The following is a 19,267-nucleotide window of genomic DNA, read 5'->3' as shown; positions in this document are numbered from 1 at the left end:
AATCACACAGACTCCTCATTCATAGGAGCTGTGTGAATCGAAACATTTAGCGCATAACTGTTCGCAAGTTCACAGTGACTCATTTAATGACTAACTTAAGCTTGGGTCAGTTTTACGATCCGATTATCTACAGTGATTAATAACACTGGTATCACAGACAGAAGCATCACGAATGCCAGCGTGGAAATACTGCTAGCACCTAATAGTCCTGATAAGGCGACAAGTAAAGCGCCTCCTATCATTCTTAAAAAACCATCGATAGATGTTGCTAAACCAGCACAGTATTTGAAAGGTTCTAATGCAAGAGACGTTGCAGAACCAGATAAGAGACTGAATCCAGCCGCACCAAGTGCTGCTAATGCAAAGAAATAGTAAGTTGCTTCAGAACTGATAAATAATAAGCCAACGCCCCCTGCAACCATAATACTGGAACCAAATCGCACCGTATTCCTACGACCAAATGATGCCATTAATTTAGGCGCAAAAAAGCTGGCAAGTATTTGAGCACCTCCTATGAGTCCGAACATAACGGAGAACTGTACTTGAGAAAAACCACCATCATTTATCGCAACGATAGGGGCAACAGAAATGTAGGTTAGCAATGCGCCGAAACTGAGCATATTTGTCAGCGCATAAATCAGAAAAGTACGATGGCTTAATATACCGCGAACGTTACACTTCAGCGCATGTGTATCCACAACTTCAATTGTGGTTTTAACATTCCGTTGTGATTGAAGTGAAAATGAGGAAACAACAAAAAGTAACAATGCTAAACCTGCCATTAAGTAGAATCCTCCACTCCAGCCCCACCAGATCGCCAATCCACTGCCAATGAGCGGTGCAATAGTCGGTACAGCGCTAGTCACGCCGCCCATATAGCTTAACCATTTACCTGCGGCATCACCTTCATAGTTGTCGCGAATCCAAGCCATGGCAGTAATCATGGTAAAAGAAGCGCCTATCCCTTGGATGGCTCTTGCAGCATAGAATAGGCTCAGGGAGGAAGATGCCACGGCAAGTAAACTGCCGACGGCATACATAAATAGCCCAAGCATGGCAGAGAACTTACGTCCTTTGCGGTCAGAGATCGGCCCCGCAATTAATTGGCTAACCCCCAAAGCCAGAATGTAAACTGAAATGGTCTGTCTTATTTCACTGTCAGAAGCTGCGAAAGTTTCAATCATTTGTGGAAAAGATGGCAAGTAGACATCAATAGCGAGTGGGCCTAAAGGTATGAGTGAAAAAATAACCAGCAATGGAAGAAATTTGTTGCCTGCCATTTTAAACTCCCTGACTTACTTGAGAATATAAAGACACGCCAGAACGTGACGAAATGGTGTTAACAAAGCCCATCAAGCCGACACTCATTTCAAGCTCCGCAATCATGGTGTAATTTCGTAATTCAGCAAATACGACAATGTCTTCAATGTTTAATGTACGTTCACCTGATACAAGATCATCAATACTGATCAATGACTCTATTTCTTCCAAGAGTCGTTTTAATTCAAGAAGGTACTCATCCGTTTTCTCTAACGCTTGTTCGAGCGACTGGTTTAAAGTGGCTTTGCGCGACTCAACAAATATATTTAATGCAGATGGTGTAGACAACTCAGGCAGATTAAGCTGTGGCATTCGTGGATATAGAAGTTGCGCTGATACTGGGTAGAGTTGTTTTAAAAGGCTTTGTAACTCTTCCGATACTTCGTAGCTCGTGAATAATGGTGAGCCCTGTTGATCCAAGTAGCGAATTATATCCAGGCTCTCAATCATCAGCGTACTATCACGACCGTCCAGTTTCTGGATCTCAAGTACGGGTACAACCAATCGGTCTAGCTTGCCTTCTAGAGACTCAGGTAATTCGCCTAACGTCATAGGGCTTATTTCACAGTCCAGATGTTTTAGTCCAATAACGGTCTTCACTCGAACACAGAAAGGGCAACTATCAAATACATGTAATTTCATTATAAATGCTCCTATCCTATTAATTACCATGCCAAATAGAGTAAGCCATTCGCTCTACGTGAGCAGGTAAGTGCTCCTCGTAACCGCTCCAATGGCTAAATTTAGGTAGTTTTATCGACTCTTTTAGTTCCTCGACCGACTTACCTTCTTGCAAGCCTTTCCAAACCTTGTCAAATAGAGCCTGAGTAAATTCTTCACTTTCTTTTAGAAACTCTGGCGAGTCGACAGGAACATGCCCATTTACGATTGTGTCAAATTCCAAATTCTCACGAACACGTTTTATGGTGTTCAACGTAGCGACATAGTCTTGCTCAATTAAGCGACCTGAACTCACCAAATATTGAGGTAAGTGCCAGTCTACAGCGACCAAGATCTTATCTTCGGGCATATGCACAATACTCATGCAGTTACCATCGTTCTTACCGTAGTAATGCAGGTCTACATTCTTCCCACCTAAAGAAATGGTCATATCGTCTTTATAAGTCGCCGTTGGATAAATCACCTTACCCTCTAAATCTCGAGAAAGTAGGTCAGTGCAGTTCTCTTGTGCAATAAATTCAGCGCCCTGTTCCTTGAAAATTTCACCGCCACGAGAGTGATCAAAATGGTCATGGGAATAGATAACTTTTTTGACCGGTTGTTCGGTTACTTTGCGAATTTCTGCCATCATTTGTGCGGATCGCACTTCACCTGAAGGGTCAGTAATAATCACGCCTTCTTCGGTAATGACAACCAAACTATTATAAAAAAATTGAGAATATTGATAGATGCCATCTTTGAGTTCTGTCATTACTGGTTTAGTAGGATCAAAACCATCAGCGGCGCTGGCAGCCCCACTCATTCCTAATGCTAGGGTTAACGTTGTTATTTTTGAAATAAGAGACATGATTATTTCCGTTTCACTGTTGATGATGAAACAAAAGATAATTAACATCACAAAATAGAACAATACATCCAAAAGTAACTTCACTTAATACAATAGGTATCAAATGGATAAGTATCGGAATATGCAGCTGTTTTGTACTGTTGTCGATAAAGGCAGTTTTTCTAAAGCCGCGAAAGCATTAGGTATTACCCCTGCTATTGTCGGGAGACACATTGCGGCAATGGAAGATTCTCTAGGGTTTGTACTGCTGAATCGTACAACGCGCAGTATGCACCTTACCCCTGGAGGGAAGGCTTATTATGAAGGTGCTCAAGCGGTATTGAGTAACATTGAACAGCTAGAAGATTCACTCACAACGGCTCACCAGAACAACCCTGAAGGCTTAATCCGGCTATCTGCTCCTGATGCGATGGGGCCCTTTTTAATGAAGGTGGTTAAAGAATTTCGTAAAGAATATACCGGGATTCGTTTTGATCTCGTTTTATCAAATAACCATTTAAATCTCATCGAGGAAGAGATCGATCTCAGCATTCGATTCTCTTTCGAATTGCAAGATTCATCTTATGTTGCGACCAAACTCGGAGAGTCTGAGTTCGGGTTGTACGCGTCACCCGCATACATAAGCGAGTATCAAGCCCCCTCCAGTTATACCGATTTAAAAAATCATGATTGCCTACATATGGGAAATTCAAGAAATGGCGATTATTGGATGCTAACGGTTGACGGTAAAAACCTTTCATATAGGCAGCCCTGGGTAGCTGTAACCTCAGATACCAATACCTTAATACAAGCGACTATCGATGGAATGGGTATCTCTATGATCCCGAGTATATTTGTTCATTCACACGTTAACAGCGGCAACTTAATAAAAGTGGAAAACGTAGCCGAATTTCCAATCGTGAACATTTACGGGATGTACCCAACTCGTAAACACGTTCCTTATAGACTGTCGCTGTTCTTAACGTACTTGAAGGTTAACTTCGTTCGTATCGTTACTCCGTAAAAACCATACGCACTGCTAAACCAATAAACCCTAACAGCCTAATCGACTGAAGATTCATAGATAAAATAGTTAGATGGTTTTACTGAATTCCAGATATAAGTAAATCCGTTGCCTCAATAGCATGTTGCTCAATCTGTTGCTCAGTTAGATTCGGGCTTCCCAACAACGCCCCAAAGCGAGGGGCAAGCAGCATTCCAAGCCAGAGTTCAATCTTGCTTTCTGGTTGCTTTATGCTCAACCGCTCGACAAAAAACGTTTTCAAAGCGCTATCGGTGTCGTCAGGTCCAATACTCATGAAGCTCTGTACAATTTCAGGTGATTGAGCCGCTTCAGCGATCAGCAATCGTTGAGTAGCAATATGGTCTGGTGATAAATGAAACTTCATAAACTCAGTAGCAAATGAAGTCAGAGCATCTCGATTGCTTTCTATAGCTAGGTGCTGTGAATATCGGTCATTATAACTTTCGCCGATCTGCTGCATAGTTGCTTGGAAAAGTTCGATCTTGGAAGGGAAATAGCGATAGAGCGTCTGCTTTGTCAGCTTAGCTTGGCTAGCGATAACATCCATACTTGCGGATGTGTATCCCTCAGATAAGAAGACAGACTTCGCAGCAGACAAGATTGCTTGTTTTTTCTTTTCTCTATTTTGCTCAATTTTACTCATCGACTTCCTCTTAAATATCATACTCACCAGTATTATTTTCATTGACACAATAACACTTAAAAATCATACTCGATAGTATGATTTTTGATGAGAATACATTATGACTGCTTTAACACTTTCTTCTTGGGCTGCAAAAAACAGCCGCATCACAGGTGTCTTGATAGCGCTTCTAGGCGCATTACTAATGAGTATCGACCCAATATTTATCCGTTTTGCAGGCGTAAGTGGCTTTGACACCGCATTTCTTTTCGGTTTATTTAGCGCTATATCAATGTCAATCTTGCTCAAAATTAACGATAAACGTGGCATTAGAAAAGCCGTAATTCAGAGTGGTTGGCCACTATTGTTTGCTGGCTTATTAATGCTAGGTAGCGCTAGCGGGTTAGTGTTTAGCATCAAAAATACGTCAATTGCGAATACATTCCTTATTCTGAGCGCATCTCCGGCTGTCGCTGCCATTTTTAGTTGGCTACTACTACGTGAAAAAACGAGCCGCCCAACCATTATCGCGATTATTTCCGTGATGATCGGCATTGGTATTGTTGTGTCTGGGTCTTTTGGCTCCGGTAACTGGTTTGGAGATCTTTTGGCTGTATTCTCGGTAATCTGTCTATCACTAATGTTTACCTTGCTTCGTAAATATCAGGATGTGAGTAGATTAGCGAGTGTGGCATTGGGTGGTTTGCTATTAGCAATGGTGATGTCGTTTTTCGCTGAACCAAGCAGTTATAGCCTAAATACTTGGTTAATTATGGCGGCAATGGGCTTGTGTACCGCGCCAATCGGAAGAGTGATGTCGATGGTTGCAACGCGCTACATTACGGCTGCTGAAGTGTCGATGACTTTGATGTTAGAAACCGTGCTAGCACCAGTATGGGGGTTTTTATTCTTCGCTGAAATACCAGCTTTAGCTAGTATTGTGGGAGGTTCAATTATTCTCGTCACCATTTTTGCCTATACGTTGATCACCATGAGAAGTGACCAATAGAGAAGCAAGACTAATAACGGCACTGGTCTAAATTGGAAAGCCACAGCGACTTACACTTGGTTAAGAGGCTGTGGTTGCATAATTTATAGGGTTAATTTATGAGAATTTAGCGATCGCTTTTTATATCGAACTTTGATTTAAATATCATAAAAAACAGAACCATAAATGCTAAATCATTTATCCCGTAAATCGTAAAGAAAACCCCAGCCATCAGGTCCGCTTCATATACTGGTGCTAATGCATTCGTTGAAATCCAGTGAACCCAAACCACCACATACACCAATTTTTCTAAAGCAAAAGCACCAGCAATATACTTGATATTTGCATTGACGGTTGCCGCCCCTAAATACGCAAAACCCCACACTACTATCATGACCAAGCCAAAGTTGGACATTACGACTGGGTCCGCTTCGTTAATTACACTGTTTGTAAAAAAGCGAGAAAACAACAAAACAGCACCAATATTCATAGCGCCAGCTGCCAGTAAAATGTTTTTAATTTTCGCCTGATTCACTTTAAACCTCCTCATTTAAAACGGATATACCATTACAATTTTAGCTATTTATTATTTGTTATTAGCCAAATGAGCGATGAATTATGAGCGATTAATCATTTTCATCATGTATGAAGAGCTAATTCTTTCAACCGATTTCAAGCTGTCTAAATGAATAAGCTCAGCCAATGCACTTGCTACAGAACTTGCCTGAATAGGAACATAGTTTGACAACTTGCCTCTCATCAATGGCTTAACTAGCTTGCTCAGAAATTGTAGAAGCTTTTCATCAATTCGAGTTTCTGAACGCTCTCCGGCTAAAGGACCGGGTTGAATAAAAATGGTTTCATGAAAACCCAGCAGCATAACTTTTCTTTCCATTTCGCCTTTACATCGAAGGTAATGAGAGCGTGATTGCTCATCGGCGCCTAAGCATGAAAGAATAAGAACTCGCGAAACACCAATCGATTTCATCTTTTGAGCGGTTTCCACGACTAAATGAACATCGATATCTCGTAACTTTTCTTTTGAACCTGCCTGTTTTACTGTCGATCCAAGAGCAATCACACCAATGCTCGGAGTAATATCAAATTGCTCTTTCTGAATGTGTAAGTCAGGGCTGATGATCTGAGTTAGCTTGGTTTGCTCAGTTTGAGCACATTCCAGAAGCCGACGAGACACACTATAAACATGCTCCGTTCGATCGTCGTTCAACAACAACTTTAGTACCTCTGAGCCAACAAGACCGCTGGATCCAGCAATAATAACTGATGTCTTCTTCATTCGGTCACCGCCTATGGTTAGCCTTAATATAGTCCAACTATAGAACAAACATACCGACCGGTCTAGATGAAAAATCCATTTTTGTCTGTACGAACTGTCACGGTTCACTTTATAATTCGGTTTGGAATCTAAACAGCGGAAGCGTGATGGCGAACAATTTGAGACAAACCCTATTAGACGTTGGATTTGATTTGGTCAGTGAACAAGGATTTGCTGGCTTAGGGTTAATGACAATTATCAATGCAGCAAACGCAACGAAAGGCTCGTTTTATCATCACTTTAAGTCAAAAGAGAACTTCGGTACCATTTTGCTTACTAATTATTTCGACGATCACCTTACAACGTTGAATAACTTCTTATCTGATGATTCTTTGAACTACCAAGAGAGAGTCCAAGCTTATTTCCAGCATTGGACGGATGAGAAACTAACCGAAGATTTCAAGATAAAATGTCTGGTTGTAAAACTATCTGGTGAGATATCTGGCGAATCTGGTCAAATGCAAAGTGCTTTGAATGAGGGTGCGGAACAAGTCATCCGACGTATGGAAGAATTCTTTGTTGAAGGTACTTCTAGCGGGCAGCTTAATATCAATAACGGTTATCAAACTGCACGTACTATTTATAGCCTTTGGCTAGGATGTACATTACTTTCCGCAATTCAACAAGACCGAACTTACTTATTAAATGCGATGGAAGAAACTCTTACTCTTGTTAAATAAATAGCTCACAAAACGTGAGCTGCTGTTATTGTTATTGAAATAGCCAACAGAATAATATTTAACTATCTATTAATAGAAGAAAGTATTAAATAGAAAGTAAGATAAAGTACTCCAAAATAAAATCGAAATGCTTAAAAAAGAAAAAGTTACTATGAACTTTTGATTCAGTCGTTTAGATATTAATGTATAAGTCGGTATTCCGGTTAAAATTGGAGCAAGTATAGCCATAATAATGTAGCCATACTTTTTCCAATTATATAAAAACTTCCTCAACTTAGGCCTAAAAACAACTTTCCTTGGTTGAGTTTTCAGCCTTATAAGCCCGTCAAGCTTCCAGCCGAAAATAGCTGAAAGTAATGCGGGTACTCCATTGAATAGCAACATTTCAACGTAAGATAATGATAATGCTCCGGCGATAGCTGGACCACTGTATGTTTTCCATGTGCTGAGTAACGCCATTGTCACTGCGCTCGTTAAATAACTGTCTAACTCAACATTCATATATCTATTCCAACTTTCATTGCTATTGCTATTGCTATTAACATTACCAACTCACTGATCTTTCATATTTAAAATAGTTGAAATAATGCTTTAAATTAACGAGCTAGAACCAACTATCACAGAGCTCACTGCATCTGAAATTTACATACTATTAATATTTCTATTTAAAAATCACATTTGCCTAATATTGATCTTTTCTTTGATCTATTGCTTCCAGTGAATTCATTATATACACTACAAACCGGTCGGTCTAGTGCGTGTTAAATTTAAAAGACCTTTGCCAAAAATCACCCATAAGAAGCGATAACCCGAAATACATCCAACCGGAGTTCAGTTATGAATAATTTATCCCCACTATCTAAAGAAGAAGTTCAAGCAACTTACCAACGTAAAAGAAACTTCTTTGATGCGGGTAAAACGCGTGATTACAATTTTAGAATTGCACAATTGGAAGCTTTGAAGAATGGTATCAAAAAGTATGAAAATGAAATATTCGAGGCATTACACGCCGATATGCGCAAGCCTAGATTCGAAGCCACCATCAGTGAAATCAATATAATTTATGATGAAATTGAACATACCATTCGTCACCTTCAAGAATGGATGAAAACTGAGCACGCCGAGACTCCAGCATTTTTACAATCGAGCTATTCTGCCAAGAGCGAGATCCACTATGAACCTTTAGGGGTCGTTCTGGTGATTGGACCGTGGAACTATCCATTCCAGTTGCTCATTGCACCGCTAATAGGCGCCATTGCCGCTGGTAACTGTGCTTTACTCAAGCCTAGTAACGAAACCAAACATACCGCCCACATTACCGGAAAGGTTATTTCTGAGATCTTTGATGAGGAATACATCAGTGTGGTTTACGGTCCAGGTTCGAGTGTCGGTCCACTAATTATTGAGAACAATCGCTTCGATCATATCTTCTTCACAGGTAGCCCTGGTGTAGGAAAACTTATAGCAGGAATGGCAGCCAAGCATTTAACACCAGTGACATTGGAACTTGGTGGTAAAAGCCCCGCAATTGTAGACAAGCATGCAAACCTTGAGGTTACTGCGAAGCGTTTAACTTGGGCTAAATTCTTTAATGCAGGGCAAACCTGTGTCTGTCCTGATTATGTGCTTGTACACGAAGATGTAAAAGATGCTCTGATAGCGGAAATGAAAAAAAACATCACCGAATTCTTTGGCGAAAACCCACAAAAGTCACCGGACTTTGCTCGTATTGTGAATGATAAGCGTTTCAACGCACTGGAAAAGTTTTTAACCGGGAATATCGTTGTAGGTGGGGAAAAAGATTCGAATGATTGTTATATAGCCCCGACAATTATCGATGATGTCAGCATGAGTGATGTCATTATGGAAGAAGAAATCTTTGGTCCAATCATGCCGGTTCTAACGTGGTCTGAATACGATGAAGCACTGGCTATGATCCGCCAGAATCGATACCCTTTAGCATGTTATGTGTTCAGTGAATCCAATGAAACTATTGATTTTTTCAACCAAAATGTTGAATACGGCGGCAGTTGTATCAATCATGCTCTACTGCACTTAACCAACCCTGACTTACCCTTTGGAGGTGTCGGTTTTAGTGGTATGGGTCGCTACCATGGCCGAGATAGCTTCCTTACAATGAGTCACTCCAAAGCTATTATGAAGTTTTCTACTGATGCCGATCCTAGCGCTCTCTATGCCCCTTATCCGCAATAGTATAAGCCATAAGCCATAAGCCATAAGCCATAAGCCATAAGCCATAAGCCATAAGCCATGATATGGAAAAGCAATGGCTGTAAAACGGTACTATAACGAGTGGGGTATCACGTATACCCCATCATTTCTTGCCACAACTTGATACGAAAGTGGCTCTCACCGCTGCACATGTTTGACGACACGAAGGAAGCGTTCATCATGAACAAGGCTAACGAAGAGTAGACACTCGCTTCATAGGTTCCATTTTCTCAACTAAGAAATCAATAAACGCACGAATATGAGGTCTTGGATATTGAGCATTTTTATATATTGCGAATATTTCACCGCTTCCCTGTTCACTGTACGTTGATGTCCAGTCAGGAAGTAACTCACTCAACTCTCCAGAGTCCAAATAAGGCTTTATCATCCAATTAGACAGCAGAAGAACACCACTTCCTTTTAGCGCCGCATGCAAAAGAGGTGAGCCTCCTTTTGAAATCAAATTGCCAGTTACTAGCACCTTTTTGCTCGCGGTATTTCTTCTGAAATACCAATAATTTCTTTGACGCTCATGACTGATCAACAAACAGTTATGATCTTGTAAGTCTTCAGGTTTTTTTATAGAAGTATGCTTCTTAATATAAGAAGGAGCCGCAACTAATGACGTATAATTAGTCAGTAAATGGCGAGCTCTGAGTCGACTGTCCTGTAACGTACCAATACGGATAGCAATATCTATATTTTCACTATTTAGATCCACCACGCTGATATTTAACTCTAGCTCAACGTGTATCTTAGGGTATCGTTCTAGAAATTCTGGAATTAATGGGGCGAGGCACAAGTTACCAAAACTTTCAAAAACAGAAATGCGCAAACTCCCTTCAGGATCTCCCTGGTTTCCCCGCATTTCAGCCAACAACCTATCGCTATCTTGTAATATTTTGGTTGATTGCTGATAAAAGTATTGCCCTTCTTCAGTCAGCACAAGCTGCCGTGTACTACGTTTGAAAAGCGTAGCTTTAATCTTACTCTCAAGGGTATCTATATTTCTCGCCACAGAAGATGGCGCCATATTCAGAACCTTTCCTGCTTGAGAGAAATTTCCAGACTCCACAACTTGGTCAAAGACTTTAATCAACTCTAACATGCACTCACCTTTGCGTTTTACGCACAACTGATTCAGATTTTATACATATTCCATGTGAATTTCGAATTATGCACAATAACCACATCGCATTGATAGCGATACTCTCACTCATAAAATGGTGCCAACATGTCAAAACGTATCGATCTCGCTCAAGTCCAACCTAACGCTTTAACTGCCATGCTATCTCTAGAAAACTATCTCTCAGACGTTGAGTTATCTAATGAATTAAAAGAAATCATTAAAATACGATCATCAATAATCAACAAATGCGCTTATTGTATTCAAATGCATACGACTGAAGCATTGAAGATAGGTATCACTCAACAGAAATTATTTGCTCTATCTGCATGGCAAGAATCGCCACTGTTTAATCCAACAGAGCGAGCAATACTAACGTTAACTGATGAAATGACACTAATTTCTAACTCAGGTGTTTCAGATACAACCTATCAACAGTGCTTAGAACTACTGGGAGAAGAGTTACTTGCACAATCAATGATGCAAGTCATCACGATCAATGCTTGGAATCGATTTGCTCTTGCAACACAAATGACCCATCCGTAAAGGGGGAAACCAATAAAAAGTTAGTGTGGCTGCCATTTGGGCAGTTACGCTGATCTCCATTGGAATAAGGCTTTATCTGGCTACCCCATATTCCACGTAAAGCGTTTAAACATATCGATTACATGAGGAATTTTAATTAAAAAATGCCATGCGTCAGCTATCGACTTGTTAAATCTGTCGACTCAAGCTTACAAGAACTTTTCAATCAGGACTTCATCGATGTAATTATCGCCCACTTTTGCATGTTTCTTTGCTGTTCCAACAATCTCAAAGCCTTGCTTAACATAGGCAGCTAAAGCTCGCTCATTATCGCCACGAACGTAAGCAAACAACTTTTCATAACCCTTTCGCTTAGCAACCTCAAGCGTGGATTGAAATAGAGCTTTAGATACACCTTGCCCACGGCTACCACTTGAAACAAATGTCCCGATGATACCCACATGGTCAAAGGCTTTCGTATATGACGCAAATGGTTCTACATTCTGAAAACCAATGACTTTAGAGTTTTCAGTGTTTAACGCGACACTAAACACACCTCGTTTGGGAAATTCAGCAATGAACTCTTTTTCTTCTTCAACCGTGAAAGTGGTATCTAATACCGTGTATAAACCTTCCACAATGATTGGGTTAAGAACTTCAGTGATACCTTGAGCATCTTCTATGCTTACTTGTCGTACGACTAAACTCATGCAACTGCACTCCTAATTATTTTTGAAAATGCTTTTTACAGGAGCTGAAAAAACTTGGCAACCACTAACGTACGAATCAAATCACATCAAAGGCGATGAACTGAATGTAGGTGAGAGGTTAAGATCATCAATTAATCAGGAACAATGATTAGACCTAGTTGTTCTAGCAGCTGTTCTTGTTGCCAAGCACAGATTTTTACTCCTGTTAGATCAACCTTGCGCGGATCCAGCCCATAAAGCTCAGAATGAGTTAAGTCACAGCCTTGTATTCTAGGTAGTTCCCAACAATCTTCAGAAAACACGCCTCGGCTTAAATCAGACTCTTTAAAAGATGCACCTCTTAAATTTGCGCCAATCCATCTATTTTCAAACAAGTCACATTTCTCGATGCATTGTTTCTCGAAGTTTACGTAAGACAAATTACACCCCGTAATATAGGCCGAACAAAAGTACATTTTGTTAGACACATGATTGACGAAGCTGGCTTGAGCAAAATCCGCACCTTTTAGGTCACAATCGCGTAACTCAACACCAAAACAATTTGCACCTTTAAAAGACGACATCGAGATCCTACATTGCTTAAATGAAGCATCTCGAAGGTCAGAGTATGAAAAATCACACCCTTCTATCGCCCCAGGCTCGATAAAAACACAGTCAATAAACTGAGTATCACGAAGGTTCGCACGTTTGAAACTGCAGCAATAAAACTTACATTGGGTAAATATCTGACCACTTAAATCTTGATGTGAAAAGTCTGTTTGAGAATACGTATAGTCAGTGTTATTCATTTTTAGCCCTCTTATTTATATGGTTTGAAGACTATCACTTACAGGTAAGTTCTCAACAAAAACAACCCTATTAAATTCAGCAACTTAAAAACACCCAAAATAGCAAAATTAAGGCACCAAATAGGCTTTCCAAGGTGTCCTTTTCTCAACTATCGAATGCGGATCGCTATAAATTATTTTCAGCCGTTAAATAACCGTAAAGGGAGCATTAACCATTAATTAGTAACAGAATTACAAAACGCTATTTCCTAGAGAGCAAGATGGACCATATAAACAATCTCAATCGAAGCCACGTTACATATCGCTATTTGCCCACCCGCTTCTCATTTAGATTGCTCTTCATTTCAAAAGTTGATGAGAACAGTTAAGCGTCATTTATCTTGAAATTTGTGGTGTATCGCAATTGAACTGAGTTTCTGTAGATAATTACGGCGAGATACGTTGGTATTACCTTCCTAAGCGATTGATATAAAAGGGAGTGAATATGAGTAACAAAGTGTCGGACTTTTCAGTGCAAATCCCCATCAACCCTGAGTTTGATAAAATGCAGGACCAAGTCAAAGAAAAGCTCTATGACTATAATCACGCTCGACCTTCACAGCACTCTCTACGCCGTCAATTACTTGAAGAAATCTTGGGGCGTTCAGGAGGAGCGAATGTGTTGTCGCCATTCTATTGTGATGTAGGAAAAAACATTCACTTTAAGCAAGGTGGGTTTGTTAACACTGGGGTGAAAATCCTTGACCTCGCCCCTGTGACTATTGGCGAGTACGTCCAAATTGGTCCCGATGTGATAATAAGTACTGCTGGGCACCCTATCGATCTCGCTGAGCGAGTAAGACCCGTCGCGACCGCAAACCCAGTGACCATTGGAGACAGCGTTTGGATAGGAGCTGGAGCGATTATTTTGGATGGTGTAACCATTGGAGACCGCAGCGTCATTGGGGCTGGGAGTGTTGTGAATAAAGACATTCCAGCTGATTCAGTCGCGGTAGGCAACCCTTGCAAAGTGGTAAAGTCGATTGAACAGAGCCCAATGCCAACGGAAGAAGAGCTACATAAAATGTGGAGTCCAATGTTTGAAATGAACTAATGCTTTAGATGAATTAATGCTTCAAATGAACCAATGTATAAAATGAGCTAATGATTAAACAAGCCAATATTTAAAGTGAATCAATAGTTCGCCTTCCAATAGCCTTTATCAACAGAAATGCGAAGCCTAAAGCTTCGCATTTTTTATTCTGCCAGCAAACGGGTTGCCTAGCTTGGCTTGTTTCACTGCACTTCAATCGCAACACGAGCCGTATTCTGAATCTCTTCGATTATGGCGTCGAGCCCTTGCGTTCTTCCTGGCGTTAAGTGTGATTTCAAATCGATGGATTCAAACCATGCTCGAATATCATAATTCAATACATCTACTGCCGTTTGATCGTGATACACCACTCTCAATAATGCCAGTAAACCTTTCACAATAGCGGCATCGCTCAACGCAGAAAACATGAAGGTTTGAGATGCTTGGTCATAGCTGAAATCCAGCCATACCCGGCTTTGGCAACCTGCTATCAAATACTCATCATTCACTTTCGAATTCGGATACTTAGGCAACTTTTCACCCAATTCAATGAGGTATAAATACCGCTCTTCCCAGTCACTACATCGCGCAAAGTTGCGCACAATTTTGTCAGGCGTCATCTGCTTATCTCAATAATTGGTTAATTCTGTTCAACCCCAAAGCAAGCGCATCAATATCAGATGACTGCGTGTACATGCCAACAGAAGCACGGCACACTGAATTCTGCCCGAGTCTTTTTATCAATGGCATTGCGCAATGATGACCTGTTCGTATCGCGATTCCATATCTATCTAAAAATGTACCAATATCAAAAGAATGCAGCCCTTTCATATTGAACGAGAGCACTCCAATACGGTTATTGTCGTTACCATATAGTTCGATTCCTTTAATGTTCTTCAAGCTATCAACCATATAATCCAACAATTGGGTCTCGTAGGCAGAAATACGATCGATGCCAGCTGCATTGATATAATTGATGGCAGATCCCAATCCTAAAATACCCGCGATATTTGGTGTTCCAGCTTCAAATCGCCATGGCGCCTGCCCGTAAGAGGTCCCCATAGGTAGTGTGACTTGATCTATCATGGCTCCGCCACCTTCCCATGGAACCATATTGTCCAAATGCCGAGACTTTGCGTAAAGCACACCTGTACCTGTTGGCCCATACAATTTATGCGCAGAAAAAACGTAAAAGTCACAACCTAGCTCAGCCATATTCACCTGCTGATGCATCACAGCTTGTGCGCCATCAACAAGTACTGGAATATTTTTTTTATGTGCAATAGAAACAATATCTTTTATCGGATTCACCGCTCCTAACACATTCGATACATGCGTTACGGCAACCAACCGTGTTCTAGAAGTAATCAGTTTCTTTAAATCAGCAACATCGAGCTCGCCGCTTTCATTCATTGACCAAACTTTAATAACCGCGCCGCAAAGTTCAGACAGTATCTGCCATGGGACTAAGTTAGCGTGATGCTCCATTTCAGTAACAATGATCTCATCACCACGTGACAACAAAGGTCTTAAGTAGCTGTTCGCGACGAGGTTAATTGCCTCAGTTGTCCCTTTCGTAAATATTATATTTTTCGAAGATTCGGCTCCAATAAACTCTGAAACTTGGTGTCGAACGAGTTCCATATCTTCTGTTGCTTTACCACTAAGGTAATGCGTTCCACGGTGGACACTAGCGTAATCCTGCTGATAAAAACATGTCATTCGGTCTATGACGCAACTTGGCGTTTGAGCCGTTGCTGCGGTATCAAGATAACGCAGTGGCTTTTCATAAACCTTAGTCTTCAATGCTGGGAAATCATCAAACCAAGGACTTTCAATGACCGATTGATCACTCATTATGTTCTCCTTGGGCGAATGAATTTTCTAACTTATCCAGTACAAAGTCTTTAACTCCTGTATGGCGAACCTTAAGTGCCACTTGAGAAGCAAAAGCAAAAATCAGCATTTTCTTTGCTTTAGATTTGCTGATTCCTCGGGCGCGCATGTAATCAATCTGCTTAGTATCTAACTGACCAGTCGTCGCACCGTGGCTACACTTCACGTCATCCGCATAAATCTCTAATTGGGGCTTACAATTCACTTGCGCATTATTGCTTAGCAGCAAATTGTGGCTATCCATTTGACCATCTGTTTTTAGCGCATCAGGCGTCACATATATCATTCCATCAAACACCCCATTCGATTTATCTCGGGCGATCGTTTTATGCAATTGTTCACTTTGGCAATGTGGCGCGAAGTGTTTCAAATACGTCCGACTATCAAACGTTTGTTGATCTTGAGGCATAGATAAACTGTTCATTTCGACAAAGCCATTCTCACCTTGCAAATCGCAACTTGTTTGATGACGGCATAATGAAGCCGATAACATAAAGCAATGAGAATAAGCACTTGCATTGCGCTGTAGCGTAATATCATTGTGACCAAAGTGATGCTGTTGGGTTGATTCTTCAATCAACTTAGTGTGACGCATATGCCCACCTTCACCGACATAGCTCGTCATTCGAGAGAAGGTCACACCACCACCTTGATCTAATGAAACGTGATGCTCGATGACTTCACATTCAGATAAATAACCCAACTCCAAATGATGACGATAACTGCATGAGTCTCCCGTATTCCCACTACTGATATGAAATAGATAAATAGGCTTTTCTACTACACAACGTGATTCAATCTCGATTAATACTCCCGCTGTTGCGATAGCATCCGTTAGATAAGTAAATGCATCTGGGTGAACTGATTTCGACAGTTCGTAAGCTTCGACGCCTGTAAGATTTTGCAACGGCGTGACCGTCACCTTCGGAATCCAATCGGAACAACGAACTAATAACCTTCCGTCCAAAAATACAATTCGATAGCAGTCGATGTTTAAGCAAAGCCCTTCAAAATCAATATTCTCTATTGATTGATGAGCCGCTTTTTGGATTTCTAGGGTATTAAATGAAGACAGGGAAGTATATTTCCAATTTTCATCTTTGTTCTTAGGGAAACCCAAGTTTAGGGCTTTTTTCCACTGATTTCGCTGCCAAGATTCAGGCTGAACCATCTCCGAAAAGTTATCTATGGCACCAGTCTCTTGGTTATTCTTCACCGGTGATCCAACCATAGCCTTTGTCCTCCAATTCTTTCGCTAAAGTATGGTCACCAGATTTCACGATCTTCCCGTTATAAAGCACATGAACATAATCAGGTTGGATGTAATCTAAAATGCGTTGATAGTGTGTTACTACAATGAATGAACGCTGGTCATTCCTTAGCGCGTTAACCCCAGCAGACACCGCTTTAAGTGCATCAATATCTAAGCCTGAATCTGTTTCATCTAAAATACACAAGTCAGGTGATAAGACCGCCATTTGCAATATGTCGTTACGTTTCTTCTCACCACCTGAGAAACCTTCATTAACAGAGCGATGTAATAAGTCGGCTGGCATTTTCAGCAACTGCGCTTTCTCTTCCAGCAAATCTTCAAAGTCGAATCGATCAATATCTTCTTGCCCACGATATTCTCGAATGCCATTTAAAGCAGTCTTTAGAAACAACTTATTGCTTACCCCAGGGATCTCCACTGGGTATTGAAAGGCAAGAAAAATCCCTTCTCCTGCACGTTCTTCGGGGTCTAAGTCGATTAGGTTTTTGTCTTTAAAAACAATCGATCCTTGCTCAACCTGATATTCATCTTTGCCTGCTAATGTCGATGACAACGTACTCTTACCAGACCCGTTTGGTCCCATAATGGCGTGTACTTCTCCAGGTTTAACCTCGAGGTTAATCCCCTGAAGGATCAGCTTTTCTTCAACGCTGACATGTAGATCTTTGATTTGTAGCATTTGTTTACCCCACGCTATGTTCAAGGCTAATTGAGAGCAACTTCTGAGCTTCAACTGCAAATTCAAGCGGTAATTCTGAAAAAACGTCTTTACAAAAACCATTAACAATCATTGAGATAGCATCATCTTCACTGATTCCTCTTTGAACACAATAAAACAGCTGATCTTCCCCAATTCTCGAGGTGGTCGCTTCATGTTCAACTTGGGCTGTTGGGTTTTTGACTTCTACATAAGGGAAGGTATGAGCACCACACTGGGTGCCAATCAGCATGGAATCACACTGGGTGAAATTACGAGCCCCCTCGGCTGTCGGTAATACTTTTACTAGCCCACGGTAACTGTTCTCACTTTTCCCTGCGGAAATACCTTTAGAGATAATGGTCGAACGCGTGTTTTTACCAATATGGATCATTTTGGTGCCGGTATCGGCTTGTTGAATACCATTGGTTAATGCAACCGAGAAAAACTCTCCGACCGAATGATCGCCTTTTAAGATAACGCTAGGGTATTTCCATGTAATCGCAGAGCCTGTTTCCGACTGCGTCCAAGACATTTTGCTGTACTCACCTTCACATACAGCACGCTTAGTTACGAAATTCAGGATCCCACCTTCGCTCTCTTCATCACCAGAGAACCAATTTTGCACCGTTGAATATTTCACTTCCGCACGCTTGTGGATTATCACTTCAACGACAGCAGCATGAAGTTGGTATGTATCGCGCATTGGCGCTGAACAGCCTTCGATATAACTGACATATGAGTCTTCATCTGCAACCAGAATAGTCCTCTCAAACTGACCCGTTTTCGCTTGGTTAATTCGAAAATAGGTCGATAACTCTCTTGGACATCTAACACCCTTAGGTATGTAGACAAAGGTGCCATCAGAAGCAACGGCGGCATTTAAAGCGGCAAAGAAGTTATCTTCTGCAGGGACAACTGACCCTAAATATTGTCGGACGAGTTCAGGGTAGGCATGAATAGCTTCGCTGAATGAACAAAATATAATGCCCTGCTTTTTTAACTCGTCTTGATACGTCGTTGTCACAGAAACAGAATCAAAAATCGCATCAACGGCGACTTCAGCCCCCTCCCTGACAGGCACTCCTAACTGTTCAAATGCTTCCTCGACTTCAGAGGTTAAGTACTCATTTGAACCATCCTTCGCGGTTTCGCTATCACATTTAGAACATGATGGCGCAGAGTAGTAGCTGTAACTTTGATAATCGAGGTCAGGATATTTCGCTTTTAACCAATGGGGCTCTTCCATTTTTTGCCACTTACGAAAAGCATCTAAACGAAAGTCCAGCATCCAACTTGGTTCTTCTCGTTTCGCGGAAATCGCACGGATCACTTGTTCATTAAGCCCTGTCGACAAAGTATCAGAAGATAATTCCGTGTAAAAACCTTCCTTATAACCGCTGGTTTGCAGTATTTCTTCGACTTCTGGCTGCATTTCAACCGCACACAT

General features: G+C 41.1%; 21 protein-coding genes. 6 read left to right on the top strand and 15 right to left on the bottom strand.

Annotated elements, in window-relative coordinates:
* Positions 1–95: 95 nt before the first annotated feature.
* From OCU78_RS14825 to OCU78_RS14815, 3 genes are read right to left on the bottom strand one after another with little or no spacing between them, the layout of a single operon-like run.
* A complete protein-coding gene (locus OCU78_RS14825; protein WP_137372009.1) occupies positions 96–1,280 on the bottom strand; it encodes a multidrug effflux MFS transporter in 1,185 nt (394 codons plus the stop codon).
* Position 1,281: 1 nt separating this feature from the next.
* Positions 1,282–1,962: a glutaredoxin 2 gene (gene grxB, locus OCU78_RS14820; protein ID WP_137372008.1), complete on the bottom strand. Its 681-nt coding sequence runs from the start codon at positions 1,960–1,962 to the stop codon at positions 1,282–1,284.
* 19 nt (positions 1,963–1,981) lie between these two features.
* Positions 1,982–2,848, bottom strand: a complete 867-nt coding sequence (locus tag OCU78_RS14815) for an MBL fold metallo-hydrolase (protein ID WP_137372007.1) — start codon at positions 2,846–2,848, stop codon at positions 1,982–1,984.
* A 103-nt stretch (positions 2,849–2,951) separates the two neighbouring features.
* Between OCU78_RS14815 and OCU78_RS14810 the strand changes: the two genes are divergently transcribed.
* Entirely contained in the window at positions 2,952–3,851 is a 900-nt protein-coding gene (locus OCU78_RS14810) for a LysR family transcriptional regulator (RefSeq protein WP_180033659.1), read from the top strand.
* A 79-nt stretch (positions 3,852–3,930) separates the two neighbouring features.
* On the opposite strand, the gene OCU78_RS14805 is transcribed toward OCU78_RS14810, so the two are convergent.
* Positions 3,931–4,515, bottom strand: a complete 585-nt coding sequence (locus OCU78_RS14805; protein WP_137372006.1) for a TetR/AcrR family transcriptional regulator — start codon at positions 4,513–4,515, stop codon at positions 3,931–3,933.
* Positions 4,516–4,615: 100 nt separating this feature from the next.
* Here OCU78_RS14805 and OCU78_RS14800 point away from each other — a divergent pair, with 100 nt between their 5' ends.
* Entirely contained in the window at positions 4,616–5,503 is an 888-nt protein-coding gene (locus OCU78_RS14800) for a DMT family transporter (protein ID WP_137372005.1), read from the top strand.
* 106 nt (positions 5,504–5,609) lie between these two features.
* Here OCU78_RS14800 and OCU78_RS14795 read toward each other — a convergent pair whose 3' ends face one another.
* Positions 5,610–6,017 carry a hypothetical protein gene (locus OCU78_RS14795; RefSeq protein ID WP_137372004.1) on the bottom strand — a complete coding sequence of 136 codons (408 nt, stop codon included), beginning with the start codon at positions 6,015–6,017 and terminating at the stop codon, positions 5,610–5,612.
* Positions 6,018–6,098: 81 nt separating this feature from the next.
* The gene (locus OCU78_RS14790) at positions 6,099–6,779 is read right to left on the bottom strand and encodes a Rossmann-fold NAD(P)-binding domain-containing protein (RefSeq protein ID WP_137372003.1); all 681 of its coding nucleotides are present in this window, start codon (positions 6,777–6,779) and stop codon (positions 6,099–6,101) included.
* 146 nt (positions 6,780–6,925) lie between these two features.
* On the opposite strand from OCU78_RS14790, the gene OCU78_RS14785 reads away from it, so the two are divergent.
* A complete protein-coding gene (locus tag OCU78_RS14785) occupies positions 6,926–7,498 on the top strand; it encodes a TetR/AcrR family transcriptional regulator (RefSeq protein WP_137372002.1) in 573 nt (190 codons plus the stop codon).
* A 69-nt stretch (positions 7,499–7,567) separates the two neighbouring features.
* Here OCU78_RS14785 and OCU78_RS14780 read toward each other — a convergent pair whose 3' ends face one another.
* Positions 7,568–7,999, bottom strand: a complete 432-nt coding sequence (locus tag OCU78_RS14780) for a hypothetical protein (protein ID WP_137372001.1) — start codon at positions 7,997–7,999, stop codon at positions 7,568–7,570.
* 336 nt (positions 8,000–8,335) lie between these two features.
* On the opposite strand from OCU78_RS14780, the gene OCU78_RS14775 reads away from it, so the two are divergent.
* The gene (locus OCU78_RS14775) at positions 8,336–9,712 is read left to right on the top strand and encodes an aldehyde dehydrogenase family protein (protein ID WP_137372000.1); all 1,377 of its coding nucleotides are present in this window, start codon (positions 8,336–8,338) and stop codon (positions 9,710–9,712) included.
* Between the two features lie 208 nt (positions 9,713–9,920).
* Here OCU78_RS14775 and OCU78_RS14770 read toward each other — a convergent pair whose 3' ends face one another.
* Entirely contained in the window at positions 9,921–10,838 is a 918-nt protein-coding gene (locus OCU78_RS14770) for a LysR family transcriptional regulator (RefSeq protein ID WP_137371999.1), read from the bottom strand.
* Positions 10,839–10,964: 126 nt separating this feature from the next.
* Here OCU78_RS14770 and OCU78_RS14765 point away from each other — a divergent pair, with 126 nt between their 5' ends.
* Positions 10,965–11,402 (top strand): carboxymuconolactone decarboxylase family protein, encoded by a 438-nt coding sequence (locus OCU78_RS14765; RefSeq protein ID WP_137371998.1) that lies wholly within the window; start codon positions 10,965–10,967, stop codon positions 11,400–11,402.
* 188 nt (positions 11,403–11,590) lie between these two features.
* Here the strand turns inward: OCU78_RS14765 and OCU78_RS14760 are convergent, their stop codons facing one another.
* Together OCU78_RS14760 and OCU78_RS14755 are read right to left on the bottom strand one after the other, a co-directional pair.
* Positions 11,591–12,091 carry a GNAT family N-acetyltransferase gene (locus OCU78_RS14760; protein ID WP_137371997.1) on the bottom strand — a complete coding sequence of 167 codons (501 nt, stop codon included), beginning with the start codon at positions 12,089–12,091 and terminating at the stop codon, positions 11,591–11,593.
* Between the two features lie 131 nt (positions 12,092–12,222).
* Positions 12,223–12,879, bottom strand: coding sequence for a Qnr family pentapeptide repeat protein (locus OCU78_RS14755; RefSeq protein ID WP_137371996.1), 657 nt, complete (start codon positions 12,877–12,879; stop codon positions 12,223–12,225).
* A 484-nt stretch (positions 12,880–13,363) separates the two neighbouring features.
* Here OCU78_RS14755 and OCU78_RS14750 point away from each other — a divergent pair, with 484 nt between their 5' ends.
* Positions 13,364–13,972: a sugar O-acetyltransferase gene (locus tag OCU78_RS14750; protein WP_137371995.1), complete on the top strand. Its 609-nt coding sequence runs from the start codon at positions 13,364–13,366 to the stop codon at positions 13,970–13,972.
* Between the two features lie 182 nt (positions 13,973–14,154).
* On the opposite strand, the gene OCU78_RS14745 is transcribed toward OCU78_RS14750, so the two are convergent.
* Genes OCU78_RS14745 through sufB form a run of 5 tightly spaced genes read right to left on the bottom strand, consistent with a single transcriptional unit; the run spans position 14,155 to position 19,267 of the window.
* Positions 14,155–14,571: a SufE family protein gene (locus OCU78_RS14745; protein WP_137371994.1), complete on the bottom strand. Its 417-nt coding sequence runs from the start codon at positions 14,569–14,571 to the stop codon at positions 14,155–14,157.
* A gap of 4 nt (positions 14,572–14,575) precedes the next feature.
* Positions 14,576–15,808: an aminotransferase class V-fold PLP-dependent enzyme gene (locus OCU78_RS14740; protein WP_137371993.1), complete on the bottom strand. Its 1,233-nt coding sequence runs from the start codon at positions 15,806–15,808 to the stop codon at positions 14,576–14,578.
* Positions 15,801–17,078, bottom strand: a complete 1,278-nt coding sequence (gene sufD / locus OCU78_RS14735) for a Fe-S cluster assembly protein SufD (RefSeq protein WP_137371992.1) — start codon at positions 17,076–17,078, stop codon at positions 15,801–15,803. The genes OCU78_RS14740 and sufD overlap by 8 nt, the downstream gene beginning before the upstream one ends.
* Positions 17,053–17,799, bottom strand: coding sequence for a Fe-S cluster assembly ATPase SufC (gene sufC / locus OCU78_RS14730; RefSeq protein ID WP_137371991.1), 747 nt, complete (start codon positions 17,797–17,799; stop codon positions 17,053–17,055). The genes sufD and sufC overlap by 26 nt, the downstream gene beginning before the upstream one ends.
* Positions 17,800–17,803: 4 nt before the next feature.
* The gene (gene sufB, locus OCU78_RS14725; protein ID WP_137371990.1) at positions 17,804–19,267 is read right to left on the bottom strand and encodes a Fe-S cluster assembly protein SufB; all 1,464 of its coding nucleotides are present in this window, start codon (positions 19,265–19,267) and stop codon (positions 17,804–17,806) included.

The sequence above is a fragment of the Vibrio gallaecicus genome (genome assembly GCF_024347495.1).
GTDB lineage: Bacteria > Pseudomonadota > Gammaproteobacteria > Enterobacterales > Vibrionaceae > Vibrio > Vibrio gallaecicus.
The sequence above is the reverse complement of the archived record's forward strand: the minus strand, read 5'-3'. Positions and strand labels throughout refer to the sequence as shown.